We start from the raw sequence: 15,653 nt of genomic DNA, 5'->3' as shown, positions 1-15,653 counted from the left end.
ATGTACAAGCTGTTCTTCAACCTGGTCTTCAAGCGGATGGACCCCGAGCGGGCCCACTACACGGCCTTCCGCTGGATCCGCACGGCAGCGCGCACCCCGGTGCTGCGCACCTTCGTCGCCGCCTACCTCGCCCCCCGCCACCAGGAGCTGCGCACGGAGGCCCTGGGCCTGCGCTTCCACGGCCCCTTCGGCCTGGCCGCCGGCTTCGACAAGAACGCCGTCGCCATCGACGGCATGTCGATGCTCGGCTTCGACCACGTCGAGATCGGCACGGTCACGGCCGAGCCGCAGCCCGGCAACCCGAAGAAGCGGCTGTTCCGCCTCGTGCCGGACCGCGCCCTGATCAACCGGATGGGCTTCAACAACGAGGGCTCGGCGGCCGTGGCGGCCCGCCTGGCGGCCCGCGAGGCCGTCTTCCGCACGGTCGTCGGCGTCAACATCGGCAAGACGAAGGTCGTACCCGAGGAAGAGGCCGTGGGGGACTACGTCACCTCCACCGAGCGCCTCGCCCGCCACGCCGACTACCTCGTCGTCAACGTCTCCTCTCCCAACACCCCCGGCCTGCGCAACCTCCAGGCCACCGAGTCGCTGCGCCCGCTGCTGACGGCCGTGCGCGAGGCCGCGGACCGCACCGTGACCGACCGCCGGGTGCCGCTCCTCGTCAAGATCGCACCCGACCTCGCGGACGAGGACGTCGACGCCGTCGCCGACCTGGCCCTGGAGCTGGGCCTCGACGGCATCATCGCCACCAACACCACCATCGCCCGCGAGGGGCTGGGCCTGAAGTCCGACCCCGCCCTGGTCAAGGAGACCGGCGGGCTCTCCGGCGCGCCCGTCAAGGAGCGCTCCCTGGAGGTCCTGCGCCGCCTGTACGCCCGCGTGGGCGACCGCATGGTCCTCATCGGGGTCGGCGGCATCGAGAACGCCGAGGACGCCTGGCAGCGGATCCTGGCCGGCGCCACGCTGGTCCAGGGCTACAGCGCCTTCATCTACGAGGGCCCGTGCTACGCCCGCGCCATCCACAAGGGCCTGGCCGCGCGCCTGGCCGCCAGCCCGTACGCGACGCTCGCCGACGCGGTGGGCGCCGAGACCCGAAAGGCCGCACAGTGACCCTGACCCCGTTCGGCACCCGACTGCGCGCCGCGATGGACTCCCGTGGCCCGTTGTGCGTGGGCATCGACCCGCACGCCGCCCTGCTGGCGCAGTGGGGCCTGCAGGACGACATCGCGGGCCTGGAGCGCTTCTCCCGCACGGTCGTCGAGGCCCTCGCGGAGTCGGTGGCGGTCTTCAAGCCGCAGGCCGCCTTCTTCGAGCGGTTCGGCTCCCAGGGCGTCGCCGTCCTGGAGCGGACCGTCGCGGACGCCCGGGCGGCCGGGACCCTGGTCGTCATGGACGCCAAGCGCGGTGACATCGGCTCGACCATGGCCGCGTACGCCTCGGCCTTCCTGGACCCGGCCTCGCCGCTGTTCTCCGACGCGCTGACGGTGTCCCCGTACCTGGGCTACGGTTCGCTGGCGCCGGCGGTGGAGCTGGCGCGCGAGTCCGGCGCGGGTCTGTTCGTCCTGGCCCTGACGTCGAACCCGGAGGGCGCCGAGGTCCAGCGGGCCGTCCGCGAGGACGGCCGGACCATCGGAGCCACCATGCTGGCGCACCTGGCCGAGGAGAACGCCGGCGCCTCCCCGATGGGATCCTTCGGCGCGGTGGTCGGCGCCACCCTGGGTGATCTGTCCTCCTTCGACCTGGACATCAACGGCCCGCTGCTGGCGCCCGGCATCGGCGCACAGGGTGCGACCGCGGCGGACCTGCCCGCGGTCTTCGGCAAGGCCGTGCGCAACGTCGTCCCGAACGTCTCGCGCGGCGTCCTGAAGCACGGCCCGGACGTGAACGCGCTGCGCGACTCGGCGCGGCGCTTCGCCGACGAGATCCGCGAGGCCGTTTCCGGGTAACCGGCACCCGCCGGGACCTCCCCGAGACCCCGCTCCGCAGCCGCGCGGAGCGGGGTCTCGCACTTTCTGACGAAATTCGAACGCTCTTCACCGGACAAAACACGGGTATTTTGTCCGTGATGTACGGTTCAGTGGAGGCTGACCAGGACTTTTCGTTCGTTCTCGCTGACTGGAGCGGTGTTGGCCGCTAGTCTCCGAGCAGAGTGAACGCGCAGCGAACGAGTTCCATCGCTGTTCGGGAGCTCGCCTGGTGTGGTGCCCTTGGGTTCCCCACCGGTCCGTATCCGACAGTTCGACATCCGAGGTGACGTAGGCGTGGCTCTTCCGCCCCTTACCCCTGAACAGCGCGCAGCCGCGCTCGAAAAGGCCGCCGCGGCTCGCCGGGAGCGGGCCGAGGTGAAGAATCGACTCAAGCACTCCGGCGCCTCGCTCCAAGAGGTCATCAAGACGGGCCAGGAGAACGACGTCATCGGCAAGATGAAGGTCTCCGCCCTGCTGGAGTCCCTGCCTGGCGTGGGCAAGGTGCGCGCCAAGCAGATCATGGAGCGTCTCGGCATCTCCGAGTCCCGGCGTGTCCGAGGTCTCGGCTCCAACCAGATCGCCTCTCTGGAGCGCGAGTTCGGCAGCACCGGCGCCTGAGGCGTCGCCTGGCGTTCTCCCGGTGTTCTCAGGCAGTCCCGAGAACCTGGATAATCGCTCTATGGCAGCAGAGGTTCGTCCGCGGCTGACCGTGCTCTCCGGCCCCTCAGGGGTCGGCAAGAGCACGGTCGTCGCGCATATGCGCAAGGTTCACCCCGAGGTATGGCTCTCGGTGTCGGCCACCACCCGCAAGCCGCGGCCCGGTGAGCGACACGGAGTCCAGTACTTCTTCGTCAACGACGACGAGTTCGACAAGCTGATCGCCAACGGCGAGCTGCTGGAGTGGGCCGAGTTCGCGGGCAACCGCTACGGCACACCGCGCGGCGCGGTGCTGGAGCGCCTGGAAAACGGCGAGCCCGTACTGCTGGAGATCGACCTCCAGGGCGCACGACTCGTCCGCGAGTCGATGCCCGAAGCCCAGCTGGTCTTCCTGGCCCCGCCGAGCTGGGAGGAGCTGGTCCGCCGGCTGACCGGCCGGGGCACCGAATCGGTCGAGGTGATCGAGCGCCGGCTCGCCGCTGCCAAGATCGAACTCGCTGCCGAGTCGGAGTTCGACGTCACCCTGGTCAACACCTCCGTCGAGGACGTGGCCCGTGAGCTGCTAGCCTTGATGGAAGTTGTCTGAATCGTCGATCGGTCTTCACGGATTCGCCCGACTCCAGACGGCCCAATCTTTCATCCATCTTCGGAAGGTAGAGCGTGTCCTCTTCCATCACTGCGCCCGAGGGCATCATCAACCCGCCGATCGACGAGCTGCTCGAGGCCACTGACTCGAAGTACAGCCTCGTGATCTACGCGGCCAAGCGCGCGCGTCAGATCAACGCGTACTACTCGCAGCTCGGTGAGGGCCTGCTCGAGTACGTCGGCCCGCTGGTGGACACCCACGTCCACGAGAAGCCGCTTTCGATCGCGCTGCGCGAGATCAACGCGGGTCTGCTGACCTCCGAGGCCATCGAGGCCCCGGCCCAGTAAGGCACCGAGAAATTCCTTCACCACAGGCCCGGCAGAACATCTGCCGGGCCTGTGGTGTGTCATGGGTGGGTACGACGGTCAGAGCCGAACGCGTCGGACGAGTCGAGAGTGTCAAAAGGGGTGTGCTCGGATGGGTAAGCCGAAGGTCGTGCTGGGCGTCAGCGGCGGGATCGCCGCCTACAAGGCGTGCGAACTGCTCCGCCGGCTGACCGAGTCCGGACACGACGTACGGGTGGTTCCCACGGCCGCCTCCCTGAACTTCGTCGGCGAGGCCACCTGGGCCGCCCTGTCCGGGAACCCCGCCTCCACCGAGGTGTGGGAGACCGTCCACGAGGTGCCCCACGTACGCATCGGCCAGGGCGCGGACCTCGTCGTCGTCGCCCCGGCCACCGCCGACATGCTGGCCAAGGCCGCCCACGGGCTCGCCGACGACCTGCTCACGAACACCCTGCTCACCGCCCGCTGCCCGGTGGTCTTCGCCCCGGCCATGCACACCGAGATGTGGGAGCACCCCGCCACCCAGGAGAACGTGGCCACGCTGCGCCGCCGCGGCGCCGTCGTCATCGAGCCCGCCGTGGGCCGGCTCACCGGCAAGGACACCGGCAAGGGGCGGCTGCCCGACCCCGAGGAGATCTTCGAGGTGTGCCGACAGGTCCTGCGCCGCGGGGTGGCCGAGGCGGACCTCACCGGTCGCCACGTCGTGATCAGCGCGGGCGGCACCCGCGAACCGCTGGACCCGGTGCGCTTCCTCGGCAACCGCTCCTCCGGCAAGCAGGGCTACGCGCTCGCCCGTACGGCCGTCGCCCGCGGGGCGCGGGTCACCCTGATCGCGGCCAACACCGCGCTGGCCGATCCCGCCGGGGTGGACGTCGTACGCGTGGGCACGGCGGTACAGCTGCGCGAAGCGGTCCTCAAGGCGGCGGCGGACGCCGACGTCGTGGTCATGGCCGCGGCCGTGGCCGACTTCCGGCCGGCCGAGTACGCCGGCGGCAAGATCAAGAAGAAGGACGGGGAGGACCCCGCTCCGGTCGCGCTCGTGCGCAACCCCGACGTCCTCGCCGAGATCTCCGCCGACCGGGCCCGCGAGGGCCAGGTGATCGTGGGCTTCGCCGCGGAGACCGACGACGTCCTGGACAACGGCCGGGCCAAGCTCCGTCGCAAGGGATGTGATCTTCTCGTCGTGAACGAGGTGGGAGAGAGCCGCACCTTCGGATCCGAGGAGAACGAGGCGATCATCCTGGTCTCTGACGGGTCGGAAATTCCGGTGCCCTACGGTCCGAAGGAAGTCCTCGCCGAAGCGATCTGGGACGAGGTTACGCAGCGGTATACGTCGCGACGCGCCTGAGCGGATTCCCCTTCACTCGGTCACTTCCGTACGTAAGAATGGAGTGCCGCAGGTCACACGGCTCCCACAAGGCGAGACGGATGGTCCGGGCAACGGTGGCGACCGATAAACTGCACCCGGAACGTGATCGGGCGCAGCCCCCGATGTGGTTCCGCCAAATGATCAGCCAGCAGCCGCTGCAACCCCAGGGAGCGTTGTGTCCCGTCGTCTCTTCACCTCGGAGTCCGTCACCGAGGGCCACCCCGACAAGATCGCTGACCAGATCAGCGACACGATCCTCGATGCGCTCCTCACCGAGGACCCGACCTCGCGCGTCGCCGTGGAGACCCTCATCACCACGGGTCTCGTGCACATCGCGGGAGAGGTGACGACGAAGGCCTACGCGCCGATCGCGCAGCTCGTGCGCGAGAAGATCCTGGAGATCGGCTACGACTCCTCGAAGAAGGGCTTCGACGGCGCCTCCTGCGGCGTGTCGGTGTCCATCGGCGCCCAGTCCCCGGACATCGCGCAGGGCGTCGACACCGCCTACGAGAAGCGCGTCGAGGGCGACGAGGACGAGCTGGACAAGCAGGGCGCCGGCGACCAGGGCCTGATGTTCGGCTACGCCTGCGACGAGACCCCCGAGCTCATGCCGCTGCCGATCCACATCGCGCACCGGCTCTCGCGCCGCCTGTCCGAGGTCCGCAAGAACGGGACCATCCCGTACCTGCGCCCCGACGGCAAGACCCAGGTCACCATCGAGTACGACGGCGACAAGGCCGTCCGCCTCGACACCGTCGTGGTCTCCTCGCAGCACGCCTCCGACATCGACCTCGACTCGCTGCTCGCGCCCGACATCCGCGAGTTCGTCGTCGAGCACGTCCTGGCCCAGCTCGTCGAGGACGGCATCAAGCTCGACACCGAGGGCTACCGCCTGCTCGTGAACCCGACCGGCCGCTTCGAGATCGGCGGCCCCATGGGCGACGCCGGCCTGACCGGCCGCAAGATCATCATCGACACCTACGGCGGCATGGCCCGCCACGGCGGCGGTGCCTTCTCCGGCAAGGACCCGTCCAAGGTCGACCGCTCCGCGGCCTACGCCATGCGCTGGGTCGCCAAGAACGTGGTCGCCGCCGGTCTCGCCTCGCGCTGCGAGGTCCAGGTCGCGTACGCCATCGGCAAGGCCGAGCCCGTCGGCCTCTTCGTCGAGACCTTCGGCACCGCCAAGGTCGAGACGCAGAAGATCGAGGACGCGATCGGAGAGGTCTTCGACCTGCGCCCGGCCGCGATCATCCGCGACCTCGACCTGCTGCGCCCGATCTACGCCCAGACCGCCGCCTACGGCCACTTCGGCCGCGAGCTGCCGGACTTCACCTGGGAGCGCACCGACCGCGTGGACGCCCTGCGCGCCGCCGCCGGCCTGTAAGGACCACCCGCCGAAGGGCCCCGGACCCACGGTCCGGGGCCTTTCGCGTACGCCCGCCTGTCAGAGCGGTTTGGTAAGAATGCTGATGTGAGCAGCGCGAACGATTCCCCGCCGGAGCAGCTCGCGCTGCTCCGGGAGATGGTCGCCGAGGCGAAGGCCAAGGCGCCCAAGGCGAAGCCGCGTACCTGGCGGGGGGCCGCCCTGGCCGAAGAACTGCCCGTCGCCCGGGTCCTCGTGAACAAGGGCGTGCTCCACCTCGACCGGACCTTCGACTACGCCGTGCCGGCCGAGCTCTCCGACGCCGCCCAGCCCGGCGTCCGCGTCCGCGTCCGCTTCGGCGCAGGCTCCCACCAGGTCCACGGAGGCCGCCGCGAGGGCGGCGGCCTCATCGACGGCTTCATCGTGGAGCGCCGCGCCGAATCGGACTACAACGGAGCCCTCGCCGCCCTCGCCCAAGTCGTCTCGCCGGAGGTCGTGCTCAGCCCGCGCATGCTCGCGCTCGCCCGTGCCGTCGCCGACCGGTACGCCGGCAGCCTCGCCGACGTGCTCCAGCTCGCCCTGCCCCCGCGCAACGCCCGCGCCGAGGCCAAGCCCTCCCCGGAGCCGCTGCCCGCGCCACCGGCGCCCGAGCCCGCAGGCTGGGAACGGTACGGAGCCGGCCCCGGCTTCCTGCGCGCCCTCGCCGCCGGAGCCACCCCCCGCGCGGTGTGGACCGCGCTGCCCGGCCCCGGTTGGGCCGACGAACTCGCCCGGGCCGTGGCCGCCACCCTGGCCTCCGGCCGCGGCGCCCTCGCCGTGCTCCCCGACGGCCGGACCGCCGCACGGGTGGACGCCGCCCTGACCGCCCTCCTCGGCCAAGGACGGCACGCCCTGCTGACCGCCGAGTCCGGGCCCGAGAAGCGCTACCGGCAGTGGCTCGCCGTCCACCGCGGCTCCGTCCGCGCCGTCATCGGCACCCGGGCCGCGATGTTCGCCCCCGTACGCGACCTCGGACTCGTCGCGATCTGGGACGACGGCGATTCCAGCCACAGCGAGGACCGCGCCCCCTTCCCACACGTCCGCGAGGTGCTGGAACTGCGCGCCGTCAGCGACGGCTGCGGCTTCCTCGCCGGCAGCACCAGCTGCACCGTGGAGGCCGCCCAGCTCGTCGAGTCCGGCTGGGCCCGCCCGCTGGTGGCGGCCCGCGAGACGGTACGGGCCCACGCGCCCCGGATCCGCACCGTCGGCGACGAACTGCTCGCCCGCGACGAGGCGGCCCGGGCCGCCCGACTGCCCAGCCTCGCGTGGGAGACCGTACGGGAGGGACTCAAGACCGGGCCCGTCCTCGTACAGGTGCCCCGAAGGGGCTACGTACCCCGGCTGTCGTGCGAGCGGTGCCGGACCCCCGCCCGCTGCACCGTCTGCGCCGGACCCCTGGAAGCCCCCGACGAGCGGGACCTCACGTGCGGTTGGTGCGGCCGCGACGAGGCGTCCTGGCACTGCGAGGAATGCGGGTCCTTCCGGCTGCGAGCCCAGGTCGTGGGCGCCCGGCGCACCGCCGAGGAACTCGGGCGGGCCTTCCCTGCCGTGCCCGTACGCACCTCCGGCCGCGACCACGTCCTGGACGAAGTCCCCGACCGGCCGGCACTCGTCGTGAGCACCCCCGGCGCCGAACCGGTGGCGGCGGGCACCGGGTACGCCGCCGCGCTGCTCCTCGACGGCTGGGCCATGCTGACCCGCCCCGACCTGCGCGCCGGCGAGGACGCCCTGCGCCGCTGGATCGCCGCCGCCTCCCTCGTACGGGCCGACGGCCAGGTCGTGGTGGTCGCCGAGCCGACGCTGCGCCCCGTCCAGGCCCTCGTCCGCTGGGACCCGGTGGGCCACGCCGTGCGGGAGCTCGCGGAGCGGGCCCAGCTCGGCTTCCCGCCCGTCTCCCGGATGGCCGCGGTCGCCGGGCGGGGCGAAGCCGTGGAGGCCTTCCTGGCCGGAGCCGGGCTGCCGCCCGACGCCGAGATCCTCGGCCCGGTGCCGCTGCCCGGACGTCGGGGGGAGCCGTCCCCCGGGGAGCGGGCCCTGGTCCGGGTCCCGCCGGGCAGCGGAGCCGCCCTGGCTGCCGTGCTGAAGTCCGCGCAGGCGGCGCGCCTGGCCCGCGGTGTTCCCGCGGCGGAGGCGGTGCGGGTCCGGATCGACCCGTTGGACATCGGCTGACATCGGCCGGCACGGGCCGGCACCGGCTGCATGGCATCGGCCGGCAGCGACCGGCATGGGCCTCGGCCGCCACCGAGACCGTGCCGAACGCCGAAGCCCCGGCGGGGAGCACCGTACGGTCCTCCCCGCCGGGGCGGTTTTCTGCGCGGCGGCCCTGGGCCGGCCGTCGGGGGTCGGCGTCCCGGCGGCGGGACAGGGTCAGCCGTTGCGCGGACCGGGGAAGGCGGGGGAGCGCGGAGCCTCCACGAGGCTGCGCGCGGGGGCACCGCCGGCGGCTGCCTGGGCCTCCTCGCGCACCGGCTGCGGCGGCACCGAACGGGCGGCCGGGACGGTGGGCAGCGGCCCCATGGTCCGGGTGGTCGTCCCCTCGGCCAGCGGCTCCGCCGCCTCCGCGGACTGTGCCCGCCGGGCACCGTAGCGGCGGTGCACCGCCTGCTTGGTGACGCCGAGCGCCGAGCCGACCGCGTCCCACGAGAAGCCGAGCGAGCGGTCGAAGTCCACCGCGGCGGTCACCAGCGTCTCCACGCTGTCGCGCAGCTCCTGGGCGAGGCGGACGGTGGGCGCGGGCGCCCGGCCGTAGACGACGAAGCCAGTGGAGGGGCCCGAACGACGCGGGCGGTACACGTTGCCGAGCTGGGCCGTGAGCGTACGCAGGGCATCCACCTGCCGGCGAACCCGCTCGATGTCCCGTACCAGGAGGTGCAGGCTGGCCCGGGCTTGGGCGTCGTGGGTGGCGTGGTCGGCCATGAAGAAGCCTCTCGAACCGGTGCTGAAGGGCGGATCGGGCCGCAGACATCGTTCACACGCGGCCCGTTTCGGTCAATCTCTCTTGACCAACGCGCCACCCGTCGCGCAGGTCACGCTAGGGGGGCGTGTCGGCATATGCGAGTGGCGCGCGCGTGTACGCACGCCCCCTCGCCACCCCGTGGCACCACAGGTGGGCCGCCCGGCGGACGCCCCATAGACTGGTGCGCTGCTGACAGCCGACATAGCGAGGTAGGACCCCCAGTGAAGCTCGTCTTCGCAGGCACCCCCGAGGTCGCCGTACCCGCCCTGGACGCCCTGATCGCCTCCGGGCGGCACGAGGTCGCGGCCGTCGTCACCCGGCCCGACGCCCCGGCCGGCCGCGGCCGCCGACTCGTCGCCAGCCCGGTCGCCGAACGCGCCGAAGAGGCCGGCATCGAGGTCCTCAAGCCCACCCGGCCGCGCGACCCCGACTTCCAGGCCCGGCTGCGCGAGATCGACCCCGACTGCTGCCCCGTCGTCGCCTACGGCGCCATCCTCCCCAAGAGCGCCCTCGACATTCCCCGCCACGGCTGGGTCAACCTGCACTTCTCGCTGCTGCCCTCCTGGCGCGGAGCCGCCCCCGTCCAGCACTCGATCATGGCGGGGGACCAGCTCACCGGCGCCTCCACCTTCCAGATCGAGGAAGGCCTGGACTCGGGTCCGGTCTACGGCGTACTCACCGAGGAGATCCGTCCGACCGACAACAGCGGCGACCTGCTCACGCGCCTCGCCTTCGCCGGCGCCGGACTGCTCGCCGCCACCATGGACGGCATCGAGGACGGCACTCTGCGCGCCGTCGCCCAGCCCCTCGAAGGGATCTCCCTCGCACCCAAGATCACGGTGGACGACGCCCGGATCGACTGGACGGCGCCCGCGATGCGCGCCGACCGCGTCGTGCGCGGCTGCACGCCGGCCCCGGGCGCGTGGACCGTCTTCCGTGGGGAACGCCTCAAGCTGATCTCGCTGGGCATGGTCGCCGACCGTACGGACCTGGCGCCGGGCATGCTGTCCGCGGCCAAGAACAACGTCTACGTCGGCACCGGCTCGCACGCCGTCGAGCTGCTCTGGGTCCAGCCGCAGGGCAAGAAGCCGATGCGCGCCGCCGACTGGGCGCGCGGGGTACGGATCGCCCCCGGCGAGCGGCTCGGCGCAGCCGACGTAGGCTGATCGGTGCGGACTTTCCCGCGGTCCCGGCGGGACCCGGCGGATTCCAGCACGCGCAGGGCCCCTACCAACTCGTAGCAGGCGTAGCACTCCCAGCAGCCGTACCACTCGTACATCCGGAGCACCTTTCACGTGAGCGAACAGCCCCGTCAGCCCCGTCGCAAGCCCGCCCCCGCGGGAGCGGGCGGCAAGCAGGCCAAGCCGCACCGTCGGCCCCAGAAGGACCCCGTCCGGATGCTGGCCTTCGAGGTGCTGCGGGCAGTGGACGAACGTGACGCCTACGCCAACCTCGTTCTGCCGCCGCTGCTCAAGAAGGCCCGCCAGGACGAGAGCTTCCAGGCGCGCGACGCGGCGCTGGCCACCGAACTGGTCTACGGAACGCTGCGCCGGCAGGGCACGTACGACGCGGTCATCAAGGCCTGCATCGACCGGCCGCTGCGCGAGGTCGACCCGCCGGTTCTCGACGTCCTCTCCCTCGGCGCGCACCAGCTGCTGGGCACCCGGATCCCCACCCACGCCGCCGTCTCGGCGAGCGTGGAACTGGCCCGGGTGGTGCTCGGCGACGGACGCGCCAAGTTCGTCAACGCCGTGCTGCGCAAGATCGCCGCGCACGACCTGGACGGCTGGCTGGAGCGGGTCGCACCGCCGTACGAGGACGACGCCGAGGAACACCTCGCCGTCTACCACTCGCACCCCCGGTGGGTCGTCAGCGCCCTGTGGGACGCCCTGGGCGGCGGGCGCGCCGGGATCGAGGACCTGCTGGAGGCCGACAACGAGCGGCCCGAGGTGACCCTGGTCGCACGGCCCGGCCGGTCCACGCCCCAGGAGCTGCTGGAAGCGGTCGGCGAGGAGTCGGCACTCCCCGGGCGCTGGTCGCCGTACGCGGTCCGGATGGCCGAGGGCGGCGAGCCGGGCGCGCTGGAGGCGGTGCGCGAGGGCCGCGCCGGCGTGCAGGACGAGGGCAGCCAGCTGGTGGCGATGGCCCTGGCGGCCGCGCCGGTCGAGGGCCGTGACGAGCGCTGGCTCGACGGCTGTGCGGGCCCGGGCGGCAAGGCGGCGCTGCTCGCCGCGCTCGCTGCCGAGCGCGGGGCGTTCCTGCTGGCGTCGGAGAAGCAGCCGCACCGGGCGCGGCTGGTGGGTCGGGCCCTCGCGGGCAACCCGGGCCCGTACCAGGTCATCGCGGCGGACGGCACCCGCCCGGCGTGGCTGCCGGGCTCCTTCGACCGCGTCCTGATGGACGTGCCGTGCTCCGGCCTGGGCGCGCTGCGCCGCCGCCCGGAGGCCCGCTGGCGCCGTCGCCCGGAGGACCTGGAGGGCTTCGCGCCACTGCAGCGCGGCCTGCTGCGGCAGGCCCTGTCGGCGGTGCGGGTCGGCGGGGTCGTCGGCTACGCGACGTGCTCACCGCACCTGGCGGAGACCCGGGTCGTGGTGGACGACGTCCTCAAGGGCCGCGGCGCCGGCCATGCGCCGGTGTCCGCCGAACTCATCGACGCCCGGCCCTTCATGGCGGGCGTCCCGGCCCTGGGCGACGGCCCGGACGTCCAGCTGTGGCCCCACCTGCACGGCACGGACGCGATGTACCTGGCCCTCCTGCGCCGCACGGCGTAAGCAGTACTGCGGCGGTCGGGCGGGCCTGTCAGTGGTCGGCGGCACACTGCAGCCATGAACCTCTCTGCGCCCGCCGCGGGCAACGCTTCCCACACCCCCACCCCCACCGCCTGGGTGGACTCGATGGGCGGCCCTCTGATCGTCGTCCCCGTGTCCGCGTCGGCCGCGTGGCACGGCTGCACGGAGTCCGGGGTCATGGTGGGGGACGCCACCGCTGCCGACGACTACGACCGGGCCTGTGCGGTGGCAGGTCTGGCCGGCGTGATCGGCGTCGGCGGGGCTGGCGCCGAGGCGCTCGTACTGGCGGACGAGCCGGCCACCACCTGCTATCTGCCCGAGCACCGGGCCTTCCTGCGGTGGCTGGCCGCCGACTCCGAGGCCGGGCTGAGGGCCGCCGCCGAGGCTGTGCTCGCGGACCCCGCCACGGCGTGGGAGGAGTGTGGGACATGGGTCTCGGACGGGCCGGCCGTACTCATGGATTCCGCCGAAGCGGGATCCGATCTGAACGTCGAGTATCCCGGTGGCGGGATACCTTCCCAGGCTCCGGTCCCACTGCCCGCCGGCCGCTGGAGGGTCCGCGCCGTCCACGTCGAGGCGGACGAGGAGAACTGGCCCGGCCTGGTCCAGCTCCTGCCGGCCGACTCCTGAACCGGAGGGTCGTGAAACGACGAGGGGTAGTTCCGCGCTGTGTCACAACTCCGTGACAGGGACGGCCGCCGGGCCGGAATGACCCGCATTCACTTTGCAGACAGCAATGCCAGGTTGATAGAAATGGATCACCTGTGCGGGTGGGCGGCGGTGCCGTCGGCCGGCGTCGGGGCACTGGAGAGAAGCGTTGTGAGGAACGGGGGACAACGTGTCTACGTGGGACATCAAGCCGGCCGGCGTCCAAGGCGTCCTGAACAAAACCGCCGAAGCGGGCAGTAAGTTCGAGGAAGAGTTCACGTCGTACAGCGACGGCCTGGTCGGCGCCGCGACGTGGGCGGGCACGATGGTGCTGGGTGGGACCGAGCTGCCCAAGGAGGGCGCGTTCGGCCCTGTGGCCCAGGCCTTGCTCGAGTTTCAGCAGCGAACGGAAAACGACCTGAAGTTCCTTCCCGTCCGGACGGGAAAGTCCATCACCGGGGCACGCCTTGCCACTGAGGAGTACGTCAAGGGCGACCTGCAGATGGCGAAGAACAAGCAGGAGGAGTACTCCAAGGCTCCGACCGCGGAAGAGCTGAAGGGTCCCAAGAAGTGATCGACGTCGGGAAGATACCGACCTTCACCGGCAACCTGGAGACCCTGGAGACGCACGCGGCCGCGCTCAAGACGACCGCCTCCAGCATCCGCGGCACCGGCAGGGACGTGCACAACGCCTTCCAGGCACTGGACCCGGTCTATGACGCTCCCGAACAGGAGGAGTTGCTCAACTCGACGATTCCCGTCCGGGACAAGGCGGACGCGTTCGCGACGAAGCTGGAGTCGGTCAGCGGTGCGCTGACGACTTTCGCGTCGACCGCCCGGCCGCTGGTGGCGAAGATGAAGCAACTCCGCAGTGATGCGGAGAAGTTCGTCGCGGACAACAAGGACGACGAGGACTGGCAGCAGGACCAGGGCAAGATCGACGAGAACGCGCGCCTCGTCCGCGAGGTCGGCGTGACGTGGGTGGCGTTCCAGGGCGTCGAGCGCGACGCGGCCAACAAGATCACCACCCTGGTGGGCGGCACGCACTTCGTCGTCGACGACGGCTCGCACAAGGCCGGCATGTACGGCTTCAAGGAGAGCGACGTCAAGGACGCCAAGGAGACGCCTTGGGGGACGGCCGACGAGCGCGAGTACACGGGCCTTCGGGCCGCGTGGGAGTGGACGAAGGACAACGTCGGCAGCGGCCTCAAGGGCTTCTTCGTCGACGGCGTCTGGGGCACCCTCAAGGGCCTCGGCAACATGGTCAACGTGTTCGACATGGACACCTTCAAGAAGACCTGGTCGGGCATCGGCGACGTCTTCGCCGGTGTCAGCGGCTACATCATCACGCCCTACGACTGGGCGATGGACAAGATGTTCGGCCCGGTCGACCACAGCGACCGGGAGACGAGCAAGGCCGCCCTGCGCAACTTCGGCAAGTCGCTGGTCGCGTGGGACGAGTGGGGCAAGGATCCGGCGCGGGCCGGCGGGACGGTGGTGTTCAACATCCTGACCATCGGCGCTGGTTCGTTCCTCAAGCTCGGCAGGGCCGGAAAGCTGGGTGTGGGCTCGGAGATCGCGACCGCGGTGGGCAAGGCGGGCGTGCTCGTCGACCCGATGAGCTACCTGGGCAAGGCGGCCAACGTCACGAAGATCAAGGTCGGCGACTTCATGGAGGGCTTCAAGGCCAGCCGTGCGGGCGTGGACGACATGGCCCACAACATGCCCGGCGGAACCTCCCCGCACCCGGCGGAAACGACCCCGCCCCCGGCCGGCCACGAGTACACCGACCCGAACGGCAAGAAGCGCGTCATCGGCCACGACGGCACCATCCGTGACGAGCACGGCAACGTCGTCCCCGACACCGAGCCGGTCCGGGAGCCGCACAAGGACGACCTGCCCAACACCCACGAGCCGGCACCGGTCAGGGAACGCGTCCTCGAAGGCGCGGGCGGCCCCAGCCACGCGGAGAACTCCACGGGCCACCCGACGGGCCCGACCCACCCGACCGGCGGATCCCACGCCCCGGGAGGCAGCAACCACTCCGTCGGCGGCTCGGCATCCCACACCCCTGGCGGGGCGGGCCACAACACGGCCCACAACAGCCACACCACGCCGGGCGGAGGCGGGGGAGCAGGGGCACACACCGCCCCTCATGCGACGGGCGGGGGTACTGCCACGCATGGCGACACTGCCACGACGGGCGGCGACGGCTCGGGCGGGGGCTCGACCGGCCCGCACCACGGCGACGGCTCTGGCGTTCCGCACCAGGGTGACGCCGGCGGCCACGGCGCCTCGGGCAACTCCGGTGACGGGGGCGGCCAGGGCGATACCCCGGACGCTTCGACCGGCGGCGCGGGCGATCAGCCGATGGACCCCAAGGTGGTAGACCAGCGCATCAAGGACCTGGACGACCGGCGGGGCGGCGAGGGGCATGCGCCGGGCCGTCATCTCTACCCTGCCGACCAGGCATTGATTGACCGCCTTGGTACGGTACTCCGCGATGCCAATGGGGTGCCGAAGGTGTACGGGCCGAACTCGAACTACCCGGGGCTGCTCAAGTCTGAAAACAACATCGACCCTCTGACCGGCACCACGGTGGACGGCGTGCACGGTGGCGTCCACCGTGTCGGCCCTTACGCCACACGATTTGATCACGCGGAAGACATGGTGCGTGCGGACGCATATTTCCGCGACGAGTTCGCGCGAACCGGGGAGATGCCGAAAGACACATCCATCGAGGACATTTTGGGGCCGGAAGCTCATGATCGATTCAGCGGCTATTATCGCGACCCTAACAATCTCACCGAGTTCAAGCCGGTTGACTTCGAAGGTGGATCGATCGTTCCCGGCTACCGCATCCACGATGGAAAATTGACCCTGCACACCATGTTCGCCAACCCGGCGCCCGGCCGTCACCCGTAAAAGAGGAGTT

14 protein-coding genes are annotated in these 15,653 nt (G+C 71.5%); 13 read left to right on the top strand and 1 reads right to left on the bottom strand.

The window, feature by feature from the left end:
- From ACZ3X1_RS21080 to ACZ3X1_RS21045, 8 genes are all read left to right on the top strand, one after another.
- Positions 1-1,110, top strand: a complete 1,110-nt coding sequence (locus tag ACZ3X1_RS21080) for a quinone-dependent dihydroorotate dehydrogenase (protein ID WP_467280623.1) — start codon at positions 1-3, stop codon at positions 1,108-1,110.
- Positions 1,107-1,946 carry an orotidine-5'-phosphate decarboxylase gene (gene pyrF / locus ACZ3X1_RS21075; RefSeq protein WP_356812732.1) on the top strand — a complete coding sequence of 280 codons (840 nt, stop codon included), beginning with the start codon at positions 1,107-1,109 and terminating at the stop codon, positions 1,944-1,946. The genes ACZ3X1_RS21080 and pyrF overlap by 4 nt, the downstream gene beginning before the upstream one ends.
- A 315-nt stretch (positions 1,947-2,261) precedes the next feature.
- Positions 2,262-2,585, top strand: a complete 324-nt coding sequence (locus tag ACZ3X1_RS21070; protein ID WP_030008746.1) for an integration host factor — start codon at positions 2,262-2,264, stop codon at positions 2,583-2,585.
- A gap of 61 nt (positions 2,586-2,646) precedes the next feature.
- Positions 2,647-3,210 (top strand): guanylate kinase, encoded by a 564-nt coding sequence (gmk, locus tag ACZ3X1_RS21065; RefSeq protein WP_356812733.1) that lies wholly within the window; start codon positions 2,647-2,649, stop codon positions 3,208-3,210.
- A gap of 74 nt (positions 3,211-3,284) precedes the next feature.
- Positions 3,285-3,557 carry a DNA-directed RNA polymerase subunit omega gene (gene rpoZ / locus ACZ3X1_RS21060; protein ID WP_004948662.1) on the top strand — a complete coding sequence of 91 codons (273 nt, stop codon included), beginning with the start codon at positions 3,285-3,287 and terminating at the stop codon, positions 3,555-3,557.
- A gap of 130 nt (positions 3,558-3,687) precedes the next feature.
- A complete protein-coding gene (gene coaBC, locus ACZ3X1_RS21055; RefSeq protein WP_356812734.1) occupies positions 3,688-4,902 on the top strand; it encodes a bifunctional phosphopantothenoylcysteine decarboxylase/phosphopantothenate--cysteine ligase CoaBC in 1,215 nt (404 codons plus the stop codon).
- Between the two features lie 196 nt (positions 4,903-5,098).
- The gene (metK, locus tag ACZ3X1_RS21050; RefSeq protein WP_350996735.1) at positions 5,099-6,307 is read left to right on the top strand and encodes a methionine adenosyltransferase; all 1,209 of its coding nucleotides are present in this window, start codon (positions 5,099-5,101) and stop codon (positions 6,305-6,307) included.
- An 87-nt stretch (positions 6,308-6,394) separates the two neighbouring features.
- A complete protein-coding gene (locus ACZ3X1_RS21045) occupies positions 6,395-8,494 on the top strand; it encodes a primosomal protein N' (RefSeq protein WP_467280622.1) in 2,100 nt (699 codons plus the stop codon).
- A gap of 198 nt (positions 8,495-8,692) precedes the next feature.
- On the opposite strand, the gene ACZ3X1_RS21040 is transcribed toward ACZ3X1_RS21045, so the two are convergent.
- Positions 8,693-9,241, bottom strand: a complete 549-nt coding sequence (locus tag ACZ3X1_RS21040) for a hypothetical protein (protein ID WP_362626081.1) — start codon at positions 9,239-9,241, stop codon at positions 8,693-8,695.
- Between the two features lie 261 nt (positions 9,242-9,502).
- Here ACZ3X1_RS21040 and fmt point away from each other — a divergent pair, with 261 nt between their 5' ends.
- The 5 genes from fmt to ACZ3X1_RS21015 all read left to right on the top strand — a co-directional run bounded on the left by fmt (position 9,503) and on the right by ACZ3X1_RS21015 (position 15,643).
- Positions 9,503-10,447 carry a methionyl-tRNA formyltransferase gene (gene fmt / locus ACZ3X1_RS21035; protein WP_356812737.1) on the top strand — a complete coding sequence of 315 codons (945 nt, stop codon included), beginning with the start codon at positions 9,503-9,505 and terminating at the stop codon, positions 10,445-10,447.
- 129 nt (positions 10,448-10,576) lie between these two features.
- Positions 10,577-12,052 (top strand): RsmB/NOP family class I SAM-dependent RNA methyltransferase, encoded by a 1,476-nt coding sequence (locus tag ACZ3X1_RS21030; RefSeq protein WP_356812738.1) that lies wholly within the window; start codon positions 10,577-10,579, stop codon positions 12,050-12,052.
- A gap of 54 nt (positions 12,053-12,106) precedes the next feature.
- Positions 12,107-12,700 carry an Imm21 family immunity protein gene (locus ACZ3X1_RS21025; protein ID WP_390077985.1) on the top strand — a complete coding sequence of 198 codons (594 nt, stop codon included), beginning with the start codon at positions 12,107-12,109 and terminating at the stop codon, positions 12,698-12,700.
- A gap of 208 nt (positions 12,701-12,908) precedes the next feature.
- The gene (locus ACZ3X1_RS21020) at positions 12,909-13,292 is read left to right on the top strand and encodes a DUF6507 family protein (RefSeq protein WP_356812741.1); all 384 of its coding nucleotides are present in this window, start codon (positions 12,909-12,911) and stop codon (positions 13,290-13,292) included.
- Entirely contained in the window at positions 13,289-15,643 is a 2,355-nt protein-coding gene (locus tag ACZ3X1_RS21015) for a hypothetical protein (RefSeq protein WP_467280621.1), read from the top strand. The genes ACZ3X1_RS21020 and ACZ3X1_RS21015 overlap by 4 nt, the downstream gene beginning before the upstream one ends.
- Positions 15,644-15,653: the final 10 nt, after the last annotated feature.

The organism is Streptomyces sp. NPDC023541 (assembly GCF_055559995.1).
This window is presented reverse-complemented; position numbering and strand designations above follow the sequence as displayed.